Genomic DNA, 15,993 nt, shown 5'->3' on the forward strand with positions numbered 1-15,993 from the left:
AGCATGTTATTTAAAGGAGCTGCTATTCCACTAATCCCCGATAATAAAACTACTCCGTAGGATATGCCATTGTCGTAAACAATGCTAATGCTTCCTGGGAAGTGTCCAACCTGCTATGCTGTACGACAATGGGTACGGAGCTGTCTACTTTTATCGCATATGGGACATTTCTAGGTACTTGTTTACCATCTTGGTCCACAATTTTATCTAGACGAATATGATGGGTTCTCCTTGCACCACATTCAGTGATAAAGTTTTCCATCGGATCCATATCCTCGAAATAAAAGGTTAACCGAATGGATGCGTGTTCTTCTGTTAAATTCAAAACGCATACTGCTTCATGACTAATCTGTTCCCCCAGGCTTTTAGGCTGTAAAAAACCATCTGGAATAATCCAGCTTTTTTTCCCGATCATTGCAACATCGCCTTTCTAACTTGGGGAACCTCAATGACGGCACCGTCTTCCATCTGGGAGCGAATAGCTGCTTCGATCACCTCTTGTCCTGCAAGCGCGTGTGCACCTGAAGCTTCTATTTGATCAGGGGCAACCCCTTCTTTAATCTGTTTTATGAAATGATCAAGTCTATTTTTAAATGTTTCTTGAAAACTGCCGACCCCAGTCATAATGGAATTACGTAGAACCAACAATTCGTCCCGCTCATGTGGATAAAAAGTGAAGTTTTCATAAACATTATCGATAACGAATCTTCCTTTATTACCTGCTACTTCGCAATATTCAATCGGGTGACGGCCGGCAGAATCATAGCTTCCTGTTAAGTGGCCAACTGCCCCAGATGCAAATTCAAGATTGATTGAAGCTGTAGACCAAATATTTCGTCCTGGTGCTTTCGTCATAAATGACTGCACTCGTCTAATATCACCTGCAAAATAACGCAACACATCAATTGAATGCGGGTGCAGCGCACGTAAATGGAACCATGGACTTGTCTCCTTTGGATTTTGAATCGTAAGCTTCATATTTAAATATAATAGAGTTCCTAACTCTCCCTTATCTATTAACTCTTTTCCTTTATACGCTGCAGGAACAAAACGGTGATTTAGGTTGCTAGCCAATCGGACATTTTTCTCTGCAGCTAAACGAACCATTTCCCTAGCCTCTTCAATATTATTGGAGATTGGCTTTTCTACTAGAACATCCTTACCAGCTTCTATCGCCATAATTGCGGGCTCAAAATGATCTCCACCATTTTCTTCACCCGAAGTAGCGATACTAACAATATCTATTTCTTCATTTCTTAACATTTCTTTCATGTCCGTATAGACCTTACATCCATATAAATCAGCCATTGCTCTTGCACGTTCTTCGATTAAATCGCAGGCTGCCACAAGCTTAACATCTGGATTTTGGCTATAGTAGCGACAGTGAGTTTCCCCAATATTATTAACCCCCACAACGGCAACTTTTAGCATATTACATTCTCCTTTCTTTCCCTAGCTTCTTGGAACAGACGACCTAAGTATCCACGGCTTTCTGCCGCGATAGCTACTACCTTTGGCAACTCATAATCTTTTGCTCCGATAATTTCTAATACAGTAGCACCCTCATATCCACTTTCCACCATCTTATTGACTACGTCCTTCAACGGCACAGTTCCTCTGCCAGCAATTTGATATTCTGGCTCAGCAATTTTTAACTGTTCAATGAAAGTATCACGGATATGACTATGAATAATATAGTCCTTTAGTGCTTCAATAGCAGCAACTGGATCGTCTCCTACACGTCCCACGTGAGTGGCATCAAAATTCAGCCCGAGTGCTGGATGTTTGACTTCTTTCATAAGACGAAGAGCTGTTTTCGTATTGTAAATGCTTTGACCGTAATGCAGCTTAAGTGCAAATCGTATGCCCACATCCCCTGCTGCTTGAGCTAGTTTTTCTATTGCTAAAATAGAAGCTTCCGTTTTTTCTTCATTGTCGGATTCACCCGAGCTTCCTACTGTCACGATAGGAATCCCTAATTTTGCAGCTCTCGCAAATACCCTTTTTGTTCGTTCCAGATTTTCAGGAACTAAAATATTGGTAGCTGCTTCAACACAATACAATTCAAGTCCCGTATCTTCTACCAGCTTTCGAATTTCATGCAGGTGAGCATCACTTGCCGTGTCGCCCAGGTGCTCCGCCATCCCAACTATAGAGGCTAGTTCAATCCCCTTGTACCCGCTAAATTTGATATACTCTACAGCTGTTTTTAGGTCATATCCGCCAAATAGAACTGAATTGACGCCTAGTTTCATTCCGGTCTCCCCTTTATCAAAAATTTTCGTATAACCACTTAATATAAGCGCTTACAAATCCGATTATATTTCGGTAATCTCCTCCTCTGTTTCGCTTATCTAAATAGTAAAACCACAAAAATTTCCATTCATTGTTTATTGAGCCATCGACATGGTCTATACAGCCATCCCCTTTTGATTTTTATCCTTTAACAGCTCCAGCCGTCATTCCTGCAACAATTTTCTTGTTAAAGAAAATAAATAGAACCAGTGGCGGAATAGAGATGAGCAGCACATCAGCAAATAGTAAATGCCAGGAAGTCCCGAACATGCCCATGAAGTTATAAAGCGTTAATTGCACAGTTGCATTCTCTGCACCTGGGAAAAAGTAAAGCATGTTTTCGAAATCGTTATAAATTTGAATTGACGATAGAACGATAATTGTTGATGTTACCGGCTTTAATAACGGCAGTATGATTTGGAAATAGAATCTAAAGCTGCTGCAGCCATCCATGAGGGCTGCCTCATCGAGCTCACGCGGTATGGTTGCCATAAAAGCTTTATATAGCATACATGCAAATGAGAAATGCAGTGCAGATTCGAGCAGAACAATCCCTGGTAACGTTTTAAACAAACCAATCGTTTGCATAACCCAAATCGTTGGAACGATGGCAGGCGGTATCATTAGCCCCATTAGAATTAGATAGTTAGCCTTTTTTGAAATTTTTCCTTCTCTACGTTGTAACACAAATGCTGCCATAGAGCATACGAGAATTAAAATTGTTATCGATGAAATAGTGATCAGCGTACTGTTAAAGAAAGCACGAAGAACAACACCGTTACTTACCGTAAGTACTTCTTTATAGTTTTCAATCATGTGAAGAGCGCTAGGCCAGGCTAAATTCATCTCGGCAGCTTCCTTACCACTTTTCATCGAATTAATAATAACAAAGTAAAACGGTATCCCAAATAGAATAATAGATACCAGAACAGCAAAACTTTCAATAGCAAGTAATCTATTCTTCTTTTTATTATTCACTGTCTCCGTTTTCGTTTCCGTTACGAAATTGTTTTGCAGGACAACATTACTATCCTCATGCTTAATGCTCATAGATCCACCTCTTTTCGGTTAAGTAGTTTAAAGATCGGAAACGCAATAAGTCCTACAAATAGGAACAAGAGAACATTACCAGCTGTCGCAAGTCCGTAGAAGCCCCCGGCATATTGTTTATAAACAATGGAGGCAAGTAAATCGGTTGTAAATCCCGGTCCTCCTCCTGTCATTGCCCAAACAAGGTCAAATGTACGTAATCCACCAATAAGCGCTAGAATAATAACTGTATTCATAGCAGGTCTTGACAATGGGAGTACTAAATGGACAAATTCCTGAAATGAATTTCCTCCATCGATTTTAAGCGCCTCGTAATACTCAGACGGAATGGCCATGATACCCGCAATGAATATAACTGTAGCAATCCCCACACCTTTCCATACGTCTACCAAAGCAACGGATAACAACGCAATGTGAGGATTACCCAGCCAGTCGATACCCGGGATGTTTAGTGCCTCTAGCGTTTTATTAATAAGCCCTAAAGTAGGATGCATCATTGATTTAAATACAACACCAACTGCAATTGTACTTAGCAGAGCCGGAAAAAAAACAACGGATCTCAAATAATTTTTGTTTCTAATTTTAGAACAAAGAAATAGTGCAAGTAAAAGTCCAATAATTACCTTTAGCCCCATCGTAGTAAAGGCATAAATAAGGGTGTTTTTAAAACCGATACGAAGTGAGGGCTCGGAGAAAAAGTTCAGGTAATTCTCAAATCCGATAAACTGCCAGTCAAAAAGTGTCCATCTGGTCAAGCTGAAAAATAATGACATAATTGTCGGCACTAAGAATAATATAGTGTAAATAATCGTTGCTGGTATGAGAAAGGCATAAGAATACATGTTTTTTGTCCCACTATTCATTTGTCTATCCCTCCTATTTCCTTTAGAACGAGCAAGAGGCCGCCTCCAAATATGATGGTCACTATCTTGGAGGCACCTCTTGTAAGCGCTCTCTTTTTATTTATTTTTTAAAGAAAACTCGCCGATTGGCGAGCCCTGCTCTTGGGCGAAGACAGAGGTGTAGTTGCACTTACACTTTATTCCTAAAATTCCCCGCTACGTCGAATTAACTTCTAGCTGGGAATTTATACTTTCTTAAAGTGTAAAAGCATTGGTTTACCATCCCTCAAGGCCAAGCTGCTGCGCCTGTTTCTCAACATCTTTGTCATACATCTCTGCAGCTTTCTTCGCGGATGTAATATTACCGCCAACCTGTTGAGTAATTTGTGGTAAGTTAGCACCTTTTATCGGAGTAGAAAATTCAAGAGCAGGGGCTACTTTATCCTCTTCAAAGTATGGCATCATGTCCTTGACAGCCTCATATGCATCATCAGGAACAGAAGCACCTTCTATTACAAACGGTCCAATATTCTTAGATTGAGACGCATAAGTTTCTAAACCTTCAGGAGAAATATAAAATTCTAACCATTTTTTTGCAGCCTCTAGATGCTCTGTTTTATTGTTAATGAGGACCGCATTAGGCATCCAGGTAGTAAATCCATTTTTATCAGCACTATCACCTGGTTGCGGGAAGACGCCAATATCATTTATCTTGTCAGGATAATTTTTAGCAATGATTGGAAGAGCTTGAGTCAGCATTGGATAATGGACACCTTTACCTTCAGCAAGCATTTGCATAGCTTGGTCATAGGTAGTTGCATTAAAGTCTTTATTCATATAGCCCTTTTGCCCAATCTCTTGCAATTTTTCAAACCCTCTAAGGGCAGCAGGAGTTGATGCATACTTTGCTTTCCCTTTCGTATAATCTTTTGCGAAATTTGGTTCTTCAGCTTGCAAGTTGTAGTAATCTGCAAGTAAAATGAGCTGTGATGTCCAGCTAGTAGCATATGAACCTATTACAGCAGTTTTGCCAGCCGCTTTTATCTTTTCGTTATTGGCCATCAGCTCATCCCATGTTTTCGGAACAGAAAGACCTAGCTCTGCATATACTTTTTTGTTATAAAGCCATGCGCCAACCTGGCTGGAGGAAGCAGGAATGCCAAAAACCTTTCCATTATCAGATACTACCTTTTTATACGAATCTGATACTTTATCCATAAATGGCTCATTCGTAAGATCCACGAAATGCTGCTCAGGATTTAACGTTTTTAATAATGAACCCGAATTAAAGATTGTTAAATCGGCCATCTCTCCTGTAGCAAGACGTGTTTTCATGATATTCTCGCCTTCTGGTCCACCTGGATGTACTTCTACCTCTGTCTTAATATTGTACTTTTCCTCAATTTTTTTAACAACAGCTTGAAAACCCGGTGTGTTCTGCGTTTCCCCCAAAAGCATCGTAAGAGTAACCGGCTTATTTGAATTAGACTCACTACCGCTTGTTGACTCACTATTTCCGCTACACCCTGCCAATATAGTAGAAAGTGCGATCCCAACCGCTAACGATTTGGAAATTTTCGATTTCAATTTAAGCATTTTTATCTCCCCCTCATTCAGCAATGAATTCACAAACAGATAAAATATAGAAACACACACACACTTGAAACCGTTTTCAATTCTTTGTAACCGATTAGAATTATCTATTATTGCTCATTTTAAGGCTGTCTGTTTTTCTAAGAAGCTTGTTATTCCTTTAATTCATCATGCTAGCAAGAAGAGCCAAAAAACAAACACCCCCTTTACTAAGATTTAATTTATTAAATATTCAGAATAATGAAACCGGAAATTATTATTAAAAAAATGAAATGATCAGTATTCAGTCTTTTTGAAATGTCATAGGAGTAACATATAAAAGTATTCTTTAATTAGATTTTTTGAGGATGAATTTCTGAGTTACTAATAGAAACCTAATTCTTATTAGTTATTTCACTACTGTTTTTTTCACTGGAGGAACCTCTATAACTGCTCCGTTTTCCCTATGAGAGCGAATTGCTGCTTCGATCACCTCTTGACATGCAAGTGCATCATATCCTGAAGCATCAACTTGGCTCGGGTCAACTCCTCCCTTCACTTGACTGATAAAATGATCGAGCCTATTTTTAAATGTTTCATGGAAACTTCCAACACCTGTCATAATAGAATTACGAAGTACTACGAGCTCATCGCTTTCATGAGGATAAAATGTAAAATTCTCATATACATTATCAATGATAAATCTGCCTTTATCCCCTGCAACCTCACAATGCTCAATTGGATGGCGCATAGACATATCATAGCTTCCGGTCAAGTGACCGACTGCTCCTGAGGAAAATTCGAGGTTAATGGATGCCGTAGACCAGCTCGTTCTCCCCGGTGCCTGTGTTAAGAAAGCTTGTACCCTCTGAATGTCTCCTCCGAAATAACGCATAACATCAATAGAATGTGGATGCAATGCCCGAAGATGGAACCAAGGAGTCATTTCCTTTTGATTCTTAATAGCTAACTTCATATTAATGAATAATAGCGTTCCTAAAGCTCCTTTATCGATGAGCTCTCTTCCCTTATAAGCAGATGGTACAAACCTATGGTTTAAATTACAAGCTAATCGGACATTTTTTTCCGCAGCAAGGCGAACCATTTCTCTTGCTTCTCCTATATGATTGGAGATAGGTTTTTCAACTAAGACATCCTTACCCGCTTCAATTGCCATAATAGCTGGTGCATAATGATGTCCACCGTTCTCCTCTCCTGCGGTAGCAATGCTAACAATATCGATTTCTTCATTATGTAACATTGTCTGTATGTCCGTATAAGCCATTACCCCGTACTGATTCGCAACCGATCGTGCCCGTTCTTCATCCAAATCACATACACACACAAGTTCAGTATCCGGATTCATTACGTAGTTTTGGCAGTGTATCTTGCCAATATTATTAACTCCTACAACAGCAGCCTTAAGCATAATCCACCTCCTTTATCATATTTTCATTCTCCTTATCCCATTTAAGGAATCAGGTTATTACTTATCTTTTACTTTCCTTTATACTAATACATGCCTATTTAGCCCCTCAAGGTCTATCGCGCCATCTTTTTTGCGAAATGAATCTTCTTGTACATTTACATCCAGTTTTAAAACAACATGTTCGTTGATGGAAATTAGGGCTGTTGTTTCTATAACCACTAAGCTAAGAAAATGCTATAAAAAGATGTTTTCCATATGTTAAAATTCTTTAAATTACGGTGAATGAAATTATATAAACATTTTCTTCAATCTCAAGTTATTCAGAAGAGATGAAGCAAAAAGTGGTATCTATTAATAAGACCTCTGAGAAAGTTATTAATAGGCTTTGTAACAAGATGCAAAAATTAAATTCAACCTATATAGTCACTTAGGAAAAATAAAAAACATCCAATCAAGGATGTTTCAGCTAATATCATTCAAATATCCTCTTCTACTTTTTCAGTATTAATTGTAATTGTGTTGAACTCTCCGTCAACTGGAAACACTACATCTTGCACTTTACTTAAGCTAACAATCACTTTATCCGATTTAGTAGCAACAAGCCAATGATTTACCAAAACTTCAGCTTCTTGGTTAGACACTTTTTGCAGTTGTTCGATGAGCTCCTTTATTTTCATTTTTATCACTCCCTCTATTTTTACATTCAACAAGGGAGAGCAACATCCTTCTAGTCAATAAAAAAACCTCATGCACTTAATTTTGTGGGCACTAACGGAAAACCTTTTTATCCAATCGGATTATCCGCATAACAAATCACTCACATAATCCTTTCTCGCCGACGAAAAGGAAGCCACAACAGAAAAAATATGACGATAGTCACCCCTTCTAAGGATAGAAGATACCATGGATATGGACCAAGTATATCCAGCAAGGATTGACTCCGTGGTTTATGCACCAAAAACATATAATTTCCACCCGTCAGCTTATTCACTATAAAAGCGACTCCTGCTGCCATATGCAAAAAAACATATGCTTTCCAAATAGAACGGACATATACTGGATATTGCTTAACAAATACAAAAAAAGCGATACTCCAAATCACAATAGAGTGTACGAAAAAGAAATGAAAAAACCGAAAATGCGGAAATGAAAAGGATAAAGCTGGAGTCAAAATGGCCTGCAGCTCTCCGCCTATGCCATTGAAGTATAGAATCTCAAATAATAAAAAACGTTTAGTGTATAAAAGCAGAATACATATGTACATATTGATATCACACAATTCAAGCGGCAAGGATGTACTAAGTTTCCATGAATGATCCCAAATCAGCCAACTATGATATCCTGCTTCAAATCCGATTAGCAACAAAAGTGCAGTACGAATAAAAGCATCCTCATGTCGCCGAAAAAATAGACGGTATACAAAGATTACTGCAAGACCAGCTAGTAATACTCCTATCATGAAAATATGTTCAAAGGAATAGGCTTTAAAATGGTGATTATGATGAGCTGAAAAAAAGATTTCTCTCCCTCCTTTGTTTTATTACTTTATTACTAGACCTTATAGAACTATTTGATAAAACTTTCTAATAAAGCAGTTGAGTCAATTCTCCACCGATCTGCTACATGATCACGCCGCATGATAAAACGAACCGTTTTTTTGCTCTTCCCTTCCTCTCTCAAATATAAATCCGCTTTTAATGCAAATTCCATGCACAGCAGTTCACTTGTGTTCTTTTGAGACCGTGAAGGAAGATTTGCAAATCTGATGGACTCAATTCTTGAAACAGCACGATGCAGCTTGTTTGCCTTAGTTGGGTTTGTGATGACCATATCTAACATGCTCGCATCCTGTTGATTCACGGCAACCGTAAACGTGTTCACTACTTGATAAGGATCAGCATACTGCAAATACTCTTCTAGCTTCCCCGCTGCCTTCAAAATCATCATCTCATGAGATACATCAGCGCGACCCGATCTATGTGTCGTGCTTCCAGCAAAGTGAATACAAAAGTGCCCTGGGAAGCCATTTATAAGTGCCCCTGCACCATGCGGCATTCCATGCATAGAAGCGGCAATCATTTGATCATGAGATAAAACAATGATTGCTCTTCGTTTCCAGCTCCATTTGCCATTATAAATTTTTTTCATAATTTTTGTATCTTCCCTCGTTAAAGGCTGTACATCAGCATGTCTATTGCCAGCTCTTCTTTGCACCCTGAAATGCAAACCTGTCTCCACATCTATCACGGTAAATTTCGATTTGTTCGGCAGCACTTCATTTACTTGCTTCCACGGAAGCATTTCAACTTTGAAGCTAATTGGTGTATGTTCATCCTCAAGTTTAGCAGCAGCTGCTGCAGATTGGATCATACAGAAACAAAGAAAAAATATGATGGCCTTTGTTGTCTTCATTGTCTTTCCCCTCTCTCCACCCATATTCTTTCTTACGTTTCCCGAAAAGCATATATTTATGATAAGAATAAACTTATCTGTTTACATAATATTTTTATGGTTATCACTCAAACCTAGATCGGCTTTTGATCCATTCCGTCACTTTTCTTTTTCAACGCATTCAATGCATGCAACTGTTGTTTTGCTTTACGCAGAGCCGTTTTAAAATACCCTTGCAGCTGCTGTAAAGCTGTATCGTCAAAGTCATGCTGATCGAGTGCATTTTCCCATGTACGGCTCTTTGTAAAAGCCCCCCATGTCAACGAAGAGTGCTGTCCCTTCTTCAACTCCTTAAACACCCAGCGGGTCAGCTTCTTTCTTCCTTTATCTGTAAGTACTCCCTCCTCCAAAAGCAGCGGCTCGCTCTGTCTTCTATATGAACCATATAAATCCTTTTCCATAGCTACCTTTAGAAAAATACTTGTAGTATTTTTCGCATCATCGAACGCACGGTGCTGCTCACCCTCCCACTGTAAGGCAAGCTTCTCAACCGCCAGCTTCAAGCTTGGCTGATTAGGAAATAACTCCTCATAAGCGTGAAAAACAAATTTCTGCAGATCAAAGCGTCTATCCTTCTCTAAATTCGGACATTCTACACCGTGCAACGCACAGTCCTCCTTCAAAAAAGAGTAATCCTCCTTTCCCCACGTTACTAGCATATACTCTTCTCCAACAAACTCCCGAAATCGTTCAATCGCTTGAGGAAACCGTTCCGCTTCCCTTATATCCTGCTTTGTAATTCCTGTTAGTTTTGTTGTATGTCGAGAAAGAGAGGATTTTGGCTTTACAAGAGAGGAAAAGCTAGCCACTACGTTCATCGTACACGCTTCAATTTTAATTGCACCTATATCCACAATTTCTGCCGGAATATCCGACTGATACGGCCTAAAATTCCGTTCAATATCAAAAACAATATAATACTCAGGCTTATACATATGATGTACCTCTTCTTTATCTTTTTTTTCATTATATCGTTTATTTTTTTCATGTGCAGAACGTTTATGAAGATTGAGGAGGTTTAGATGTTGAATATTTTTTATGTAAGTATCCTTTTGGGTTGTTTTTACAATGACCACAAAATGCCTAGGGCTGCTTTTTCCTTGCTTCTATTAAAGAAAATTCGCCGATTGGCGAAGACAGAGGCATAGTTGCAGTTATACTTTATTCCTCAAATTTTTCACTGCGTCGAATAGTCCTCCAGCTAGAAATTTAGCCTTTCTTAAAATGTAAGAGCAGCAGACACAGCCCCCAAAAGTTATAGAAAAAACAGCCTCACACAAAAATATAGAGTAAAATCTATACCAAAACACAGTTGAGCGTTGATATTACTGGTTTGAAGATTTCGTATATGTATCAAAACATATACGAAATCTTATTAATAAAAGGGCGAGATTTAAAGTATAAACCTCGCCTTCTACAATGATTTTACTACTACAAATCCCCTTTCATTTTTACTTTATATGGTGATATAGAAATTTTTTGGTAGAACCTGTGAAAGCTGACCAATGCATTATGTGTTAAAATAAATTGAAATTATCAACAAGCCGAAAATATGCAAATTTTTATTTATTTCTTGTATATTTTCGGCTTGTTTACATTCAAAAAACATACTGCCATAACCAACATTTTTTAATTGGTAAATACAATATTTCCCAGAAGTGAATGGGCATTAATTTAGACTGCGAATGAGCTTCATAAAAGAACAGTACAACATACTAATACTTTAGAGATTTATTTTAGATAAGGTGGTGATCTTTTAAATGTATGATCAGACAGTATACTCCTATATAAATTATGATCAGCAATTAGAGCGTCAATTTCCAAGTCTACCAGCGCCCCCGTTTCCGGGACCACCAGGTTTACCGGGGTTACCAGGACCTGAGTTTCCGGGACCATCGGGTTTACCAGGTCTACCCGGATCACAACCCCCAACTGCTCCTCCTCCATCATTTATTCCTCAACAAGCAGTTGCTTCACCATTTGCTGTTGATCCAGGAGCAATTAGGTTGTGCCTGTTTCGTAATACTTTTATATGGCTCAACAATGGTGAAGGGTTTTGGTTTTATCCCATTTTCGTAGGTCCAAGATCTGTTGCTGGTTTCAGATGGAATGGCAGGTTTTGGATGATGTTTGGTATTGATACAAGGAGAATTCTTTCGTTTACGTGTTTTTAAAAACTATCATTTTCGAGGGCGGTGCCTGAATAAGGGCATCGCCTTTTGCTTGTTTGATTTACTAAACGGATTGTGAAGAATTACACTTAAAGTAACGGGTTAATATTAGTAATCATATAACAAATAGTAATCGTATTTGGTATGTATTTTGCTATATATTTCATATACTCATGGAATAGAAAAACAGCTCCTTTCATTCCAAAAGAAGCTGTTTTAGTTAAATATCAGTAAGTTTTAGTATATTTACACAAGTGACTGTTTTTTGAACCTAATTAAATAGATAACAAACCAGCTTTGAATTAATCATGCTCCGCTCTGCCCATCCGGACGATTCTCTTATGTTTTACAAGCCATAACCCAATAAAAATGATACTGCCTCCGATAATCTGTTGAAAATAAACATGTTCATGTGCCCAGATAGCTGCAAATAAAACCGCAGCTAAAGGCGTTACATACATATATACCATGGTATTCGTCGCACCAATTTTTTGGACTCCTACATACCATGCAACAAGACCGAAGATTGTAACAAAGAGAATAGAATACAATAATGCTAACCAGGTTGTAAGCTTTAAGTGAAAAGAGAGAGAAAGCAAATTTGAGCTGCTTAACAAGAATAATGGCACAGCTCCTATCATAGCTGACCACGCTGTCACTCTTAAAGCAGAATACTTGTTTATTAATGGATTTGCCAAAATAGGATACACTCCCCAGCTCACAGATGCAAGAATCCCAATCATCGTACCCATTACTACATTTTTTTGATGATTTGCTGGATCTTGCACAAGCAATACAAGCGCAGCTCCTATAAATGCTGTAAGAGAGCCGAGCAGTTTTTGAATTGAAAATCTCTCCTGTCTCATTAACAAGGAGAAGATCGTTGTAAAAATAGGGGATAGCGAAATTAAAAGGGAAGCATTCGTCGCAGAAATATATTTAATGGTTTCCATAAATAGCGTCTGATAAAGAGTAATTCCCACTATACTCACAATCACTAAGCGCCCTAGATCTTCCCGTCTAATAAGAATAGAACGCTCTATCCCTAATGTAATAAATAATAATAAAGGAGCAGCTATCAGCATCCGAATTGCAGTAAAATCAATAGCAGTTAATTCAACGACCCCATACTTTCCAATCGTATAATTAATACCCCAAATTACAACAACAGCAAGTAACAGACATTCAATTGTCCAACGTTTCATTTATAACCTCTCCGTATTATACTTTATTCCTAAAATTTCTCACTACGTCGAATGGTCTGCCAGCTAGAAATTTATACTTAAAGTATAAAATCAAAAACACCTTTTGTACTCATCCAATTGAGTGATTATAGCATCATCCAATTCTATATCGTAATTTAAAGAAGACTCACCGATTGGTTAAGACAGAGGAGCAGTAGCACTTCTACTGTATTCCTCAAATTTCCGACCGCATCGAATGGCTGCCAGCTGGAAATTCCTACTTTCCTACATTGTAAAAAAGCAGGATACTCCTACCCTAAGGCAGAGAAACCTGCTTTTTCATTAACTGGCTTTAATCGTTGTCTGAGCTGAGTATTGCTTTACATAGCCATGATGTTGAGTAGACTGATTGCTAGCCGCAATCTTGCTTTTAAAATAGCTAATGACGCTGGAGGTAATTGCAATGGATAAAATAGAGAGTAAACCCTGTACTACCCCTACAGAATAAAATCCGAAACACACAACAAGAAAATCAAATGTGAAATTAAGTTTTCCCGGATTCCAATTCAGCTTTTTTTGCAAGATAAGCGCAAGAATATTCGTACCTCCAAGCGAAGTACGGTTCATAAACAACATTGATATTCCAAAGCCAATAATTGCGCCACCTAGCACAGCCCCAACAGGCATAGGAATAGAAAAACCAGGAAGCAATCGATCGAGTCCTGTCATAAAAGACACCAAGGTAACAGAAACAAGGGTCGCTACTGTAAAGCTCCAGCCCATTACTCTAGCCGCTAACACATAAAATGGAATATTGATAAGAAAAAACACCACACCAAAAGGAATATCTAACCTATAGCTTAAAATCAATGAAAGTCCGGCGGTTCCCCCTGTCATAACATGAGCATGTTGTAAAATAATTGTTCCGATACTCGTAAGTAAGCATCCTAATACTATGTAGAATGATCTCTTCATAACCTTCTCCTCACCAAACAGTTTCAGTATATGTACATTTACCATTTACATGATATAATCTAAAGCGGAGGTTTTATATACAAAAATAAACATTTTATCCCTATTTCAGTTTACATATTGAATACGTTTCGTTAAAATATTCTTCGTTATGAAAGGTGCATGAATATGGATCAAATTGATATTGATTTACTTCATCTTTTACAAGAAAATGCTCGTATGACTGTTAGCGAACTTTCTAAGAAATTGTCCTTAAGCCGGCCAAGCATTACCGAACGGCTGCTCCGGCTTCAAGAGCGGGGAGTCATCGAAGGCTTCTCTGCGAGAATCTCTCCGGCTAAGATAGGAAAAGATACCCTCTTAATTATCCAAGTCAGCGATCTTAAAGTATCTATAAATGAGTTTGAGAAAATGATTGCTGAAGACTCGGATATTATTGAATGTCATCGTGTAACAGGTCATATTGGGTATTTTATGAAAGCAGCTGTAGCAGGGATGGATGGCTTACGTTTACTTGTAGATCGCTTGATGCCTTACGGTAACTTATATACCTCAGTTGTCTTAACATCTCCTGTAACATTTCGTCCGATCTTACCTGATTCAGAAGCCTAGAAGACAAAACATAAATAAAGAAAACTCATCTACAGTGTAAAAAAACAGCACAGAGGCTAATGTCCTCTGTGCTGTTTTTTATTCCAGCATTACCCCTTCTTTATAGTCCGCCATAAAAGCTTCTACTGCTTCTTCTAATTCTCCGTTTGCTTCAGGAACTTGGATAATGAGTTCTTTTTTCTCATTAACAGGCACTACCATCACATTCCTAAAGCGGTTGATTTCTAATTGAACCTTTAGATCCTCTGCTAATTGTTCTGCTTCCATTTTATCATTCAGAAAATAAATTAAATTTCTCATCAGGCTTCCACCCCTTCCATATTCTACAAAATTTAGTTTTCCTCATAATCCTTAATGATATAAGTAATAGTCAAAATTTCGAGCAGGTTGAGGAGATTTAAACGTTAATTGGCATATATTTTAAATTAAAATTAATACGTTACATGAAATTTTAAAGTGCCCTATTTATCATTGGCGAGCCGTTAGGCAAAGAACGAAGTGTAGTTGCACTTACGCTGTCTTCTTAAACTTTCCGACTATGTCGAATGGCTGCTAGCTGGAAATTGCTACTTTTCTACAGTATAAAAAGCTATAGGGACTCCCCTATAGCCTTGCTTATTTCATCTCCACTGCTTTCCTTTTCCTTATAGCCATCACTACAAATAGCAGAAAAAGAATTCCTAAACCTACATAAATAATATTTGAATATATATCCATATAGCCTACAATACTCTCCCAGGAACCGCCTACTGCAGCACCTAAATTTACAAGAATCACATTCCAGATAAGTGTGCCAAGCGTTGTCAACAAGAGAAACACAACGAAGTTCATACGTGACATACCGGCTGGGATCGAGATTAAGCTTCTTACTAACGGGATAAGCCGGCAAAAAAACACAGTCCATACCCCGTATTTTGCAAACCAAGCATTTGCCTTATAAATATCCTTTCTCGTCAAGCGCAGAATAAAGCCCCATTTATCGACTATTTTCTCTAGCCTATTTACATCCATAAGAAGGCCAATACCATATAACATAACAGCTCCACCTACAGACCCCACCGTAGCAAACAGCACAACTCCCATTACACTTAAATTTGTCGTCGTGGTCATAAACCCGCCAAACGTCAAAATAACCTCTGAAGGGATCGGCGGAAATATATTCTCCAAGGCAATTAATAACAAAATCCCCATATATCCGAATTGTTCTATTATATTTGTAATCCAGTTCTCCACTCGTATACACTCCTCATTTCCACGCTGAAAAAACGCTCTATGTTATTGATTAGGGCGATTCATCTAAGCAAAAGCCAACTAACATTCCTTTGCATGCTATTTAGAAGCCATAGCACCCAACGAAAAATGTCTACGTAATATCAAGCTTCTTCTTAGGAAGCATCCTGTCATTTGGTATTACA

17 protein-coding genes are annotated in these 15,993 nt (G+C 38.3%); 2 read left to right on the forward strand and 15 right to left on the reverse strand.

Going from position 1 to position 15,993, the window contains the following annotated elements; all coding sequences use genetic code 11:
• Window positions 1-49: 49 nt before the first annotated feature.
• From EP737_RS02410 to EP737_RS02460, 11 genes are all read right to left on the reverse strand, one after another.
• Entirely contained in the window at window positions 50-415 is a 366-nt protein-coding gene (locus EP737_RS02410) for a sensory rhodopsin transducer (protein WP_129726326.1), read from the reverse strand.
• On the reverse strand, window positions 412-1,431 hold the full coding sequence (locus tag EP737_RS02415; RefSeq protein ID WP_129726327.1) for a Gfo/Idh/MocA family protein: 1,020 nt from the start codon (window positions 1,429-1,431) through the stop codon (window positions 412-414). Before EP737_RS02415 ends, EP737_RS02410 begins: the two co-directional genes overlap by 4 nt.
• A complete protein-coding gene (locus EP737_RS02420) occupies window positions 1,425-2,255 on the reverse strand; it encodes a sugar phosphate isomerase/epimerase family protein (RefSeq protein WP_129726328.1) in 831 nt (276 codons plus the stop codon). Before EP737_RS02420 ends, EP737_RS02415 begins: the two co-directional genes overlap by 7 nt.
• Window positions 2,256-2,436: 181 nt before the next feature.
• Window positions 2,437-3,345, reverse strand: coding sequence for a carbohydrate ABC transporter permease (locus tag EP737_RS02425; RefSeq protein WP_129726329.1), 909 nt, complete (start codon window positions 3,343-3,345; stop codon window positions 2,437-2,439).
• Window positions 3,342-4,208, reverse strand: a complete 867-nt coding sequence (locus tag EP737_RS02430; RefSeq protein ID WP_129726330.1) for a carbohydrate ABC transporter permease — start codon at window positions 4,206-4,208, stop codon at window positions 3,342-3,344. The genes EP737_RS02425 and EP737_RS02430 overlap by 4 nt, the downstream gene beginning before the upstream one ends.
• Window positions 4,209-4,463: 255 nt before the next feature.
• A complete protein-coding gene (locus EP737_RS02435) occupies window positions 4,464-5,783 on the reverse strand; it encodes an ABC transporter substrate-binding protein (protein WP_129726331.1) in 1,320 nt (439 codons plus the stop codon).
• Between the two features lie 385 nt (window positions 5,784-6,168).
• Window positions 6,169-7,188, reverse strand: a complete 1,020-nt coding sequence (locus EP737_RS02440) for a Gfo/Idh/MocA family protein (protein WP_129726332.1) — start codon at window positions 7,186-7,188, stop codon at window positions 6,169-6,171.
• Window positions 7,189-7,664: 476 nt separating this feature from the next.
• Window positions 7,665-7,865, reverse strand: a complete 201-nt coding sequence (locus EP737_RS02445; RefSeq protein WP_129726333.1) for a hypothetical protein — start codon at window positions 7,863-7,865, stop codon at window positions 7,665-7,667.
• Between the two features lie 140 nt (window positions 7,866-8,005).
• Window positions 8,006-8,707, reverse strand: coding sequence for a YwaF family protein (locus EP737_RS02450; protein ID WP_281278871.1), 702 nt, complete (start codon window positions 8,705-8,707; stop codon window positions 8,006-8,008).
• 47 nt (window positions 8,708-8,754) lie between these two features.
• Window positions 8,755-9,600 (reverse strand): hypothetical protein, encoded by an 846-nt coding sequence (locus EP737_RS02455; protein WP_129726335.1) that lies wholly within the window; start codon window positions 9,598-9,600, stop codon window positions 8,755-8,757.
• A 113-nt stretch (window positions 9,601-9,713) separates the two neighbouring features.
• On the reverse strand, window positions 9,714-10,574 hold the full coding sequence (locus EP737_RS02460; protein ID WP_129726336.1) for an exonuclease: 861 nt from the start codon (window positions 10,572-10,574) through the stop codon (window positions 9,714-9,716).
• A gap of 825 nt (window positions 10,575-11,399) precedes the next feature.
• Here EP737_RS02460 and EP737_RS02465 point away from each other — a divergent pair.
• Window positions 11,400-11,813, forward strand: a complete 414-nt coding sequence (locus tag EP737_RS02465) for a collagen-like protein (RefSeq protein WP_129726337.1) — start codon at window positions 11,400-11,402, stop codon at window positions 11,811-11,813.
• Window positions 11,814-12,112: 299 nt separating this feature from the next.
• Here the strand turns inward: EP737_RS02465 and EP737_RS02470 are convergent, their stop codons facing one another.
• Both EP737_RS02470 and EP737_RS02475 read right to left on the reverse strand, forming a co-directional pair.
• Window positions 12,113-13,015 (reverse strand): DMT family transporter, encoded by a 903-nt coding sequence (locus EP737_RS02470; RefSeq protein ID WP_129726338.1) that lies wholly within the window; start codon window positions 13,013-13,015, stop codon window positions 12,113-12,115.
• A 321-nt stretch (window positions 13,016-13,336) separates the two neighbouring features.
• Window positions 13,337-13,969 carry a YitT family protein gene (locus tag EP737_RS02475; protein ID WP_129726339.1) on the reverse strand — a complete coding sequence of 211 codons (633 nt, stop codon included), beginning with the start codon at window positions 13,967-13,969 and terminating at the stop codon, window positions 13,337-13,339.
• A gap of 165 nt (window positions 13,970-14,134) precedes the next feature.
• Here EP737_RS02475 and EP737_RS02480 point away from each other — a divergent pair, with 165 nt between their 5' ends.
• Window positions 14,135-14,578, forward strand: a complete 444-nt coding sequence (locus EP737_RS02480; protein WP_129726340.1) for an Lrp/AsnC family transcriptional regulator — start codon at window positions 14,135-14,137, stop codon at window positions 14,576-14,578.
• Between the two features lie 78 nt (window positions 14,579-14,656).
• Here the strand turns inward: EP737_RS02480 and EP737_RS02485 are convergent, their stop codons facing one another.
• Both EP737_RS02485 and EP737_RS02490 read right to left on the reverse strand, forming a co-directional pair.
• Window positions 14,657-14,878 carry a hypothetical protein gene (locus EP737_RS02485; RefSeq protein WP_129726341.1) on the reverse strand — a complete coding sequence of 74 codons (222 nt, stop codon included), beginning with the start codon at window positions 14,876-14,878 and terminating at the stop codon, window positions 14,657-14,659.
• Between the two features lie 315 nt (window positions 14,879-15,193).
• Window positions 15,194-15,811, reverse strand: coding sequence for a DedA family protein (locus EP737_RS02490; protein WP_129726342.1), 618 nt, complete (start codon window positions 15,809-15,811; stop codon window positions 15,194-15,196).
• Window positions 15,812-15,993: the final 182 nt, after the last annotated feature.

Origin of the sequence: Ectobacillus funiculus (assembly GCF_004138295.1) — a bacterium.
GTDB classification, from domain to species: domain Bacteria; phylum Bacillota; class Bacilli; order Bacillales; family Bacillaceae_G; genus Ectobacillus; species Ectobacillus funiculus.

Excerpts from the sequence above, each read along its gene's own strand:
- EP737_RS02435 (WP_129726331.1), bottom strand. The coding sequence starts at position 5,783 with ATGCTTAAATTGAAATCGAAAATTTCCAAATCGTTAGCGGTTGGGATC.
- EP737_RS02445 (WP_129726333.1), bottom strand. The coding sequence starts at position 7,865 with ATGAAAATAAAGGAGCTCATCGAACAACTGCAAAAAGTGTCTAACCAA.
- EP737_RS02455 (WP_129726335.1), bottom strand. The coding sequence starts at position 9,600 with ATGAAGACAACAAAGGCCATCATATTTTTTCTTTGTTTCTGTATGATC.
- EP737_RS02470 (WP_129726338.1), bottom strand. The coding sequence starts at position 13,015 with ATGAAACGTTGGACAATTGAATGTCTGTTACTTGCTGTTGTTGTAATT.
- EP737_RS02460 (WP_129726336.1), bottom strand. The coding sequence starts at position 10,574 with ATGTATAAGCCTGAGTATTATATTGTTTTTGATATTGAACGGAATTTT.
- EP737_RS02430 (WP_129726330.1), bottom strand. The coding sequence starts at position 4,208 with ATGAATAGTGGGACAAAAAACATGTATTCTTATGCCTTTCTCATACCA.
- EP737_RS02440 (WP_129726332.1), bottom strand. The coding sequence starts at position 7,188 with ATGCTTAAGGCTGCTGTTGTAGGAGTTAATAATATTGGCAAGATACAC.
- EP737_RS02480 (WP_129726340.1), top strand. The coding sequence starts at position 14,135 with ATGGATCAAATTGATATTGATTTACTTCATCTTTTACAAGAAAATGCT.
- EP737_RS02420 (WP_129726328.1), bottom strand. The coding sequence starts at position 2,255 with ATGAAACTAGGCGTCAATTCAGTTCTATTTGGCGGATATGACCTAAAA.
- EP737_RS02415 (WP_129726327.1), bottom strand. The coding sequence starts at position 1,431 with ATGCTAAAAGTTGCCGTTGTGGGGGTTAATAATATTGGGGAAACTCAC.
- EP737_RS02410 (WP_129726326.1), bottom strand. The coding sequence starts at position 415 with ATGATCGGGAAAAAAAGCTGGATTATTCCAGATGGTTTTTTACAGCCT.
- EP737_RS02465 (WP_129726337.1), top strand. The coding sequence starts at position 11,400 with ATGTATGATCAGACAGTATACTCCTATATAAATTATGATCAGCAATTA.
- EP737_RS02475 (WP_129726339.1), bottom strand. The coding sequence starts at position 13,969 with ATGAAGAGATCATTCTACATAGTATTAGGATGCTTACTTACGAGTATC.
- EP737_RS02485 (WP_129726341.1), bottom strand. The coding sequence starts at position 14,878 with ATGAGAAATTTAATTTATTTTCTGAATGATAAAATGGAAGCAGAACAA.
- EP737_RS02425 (WP_129726329.1), bottom strand. The coding sequence starts at position 3,345 with ATGAGCATTAAGCATGAGGATAGTAATGTTGTCCTGCAAAACAATTTC.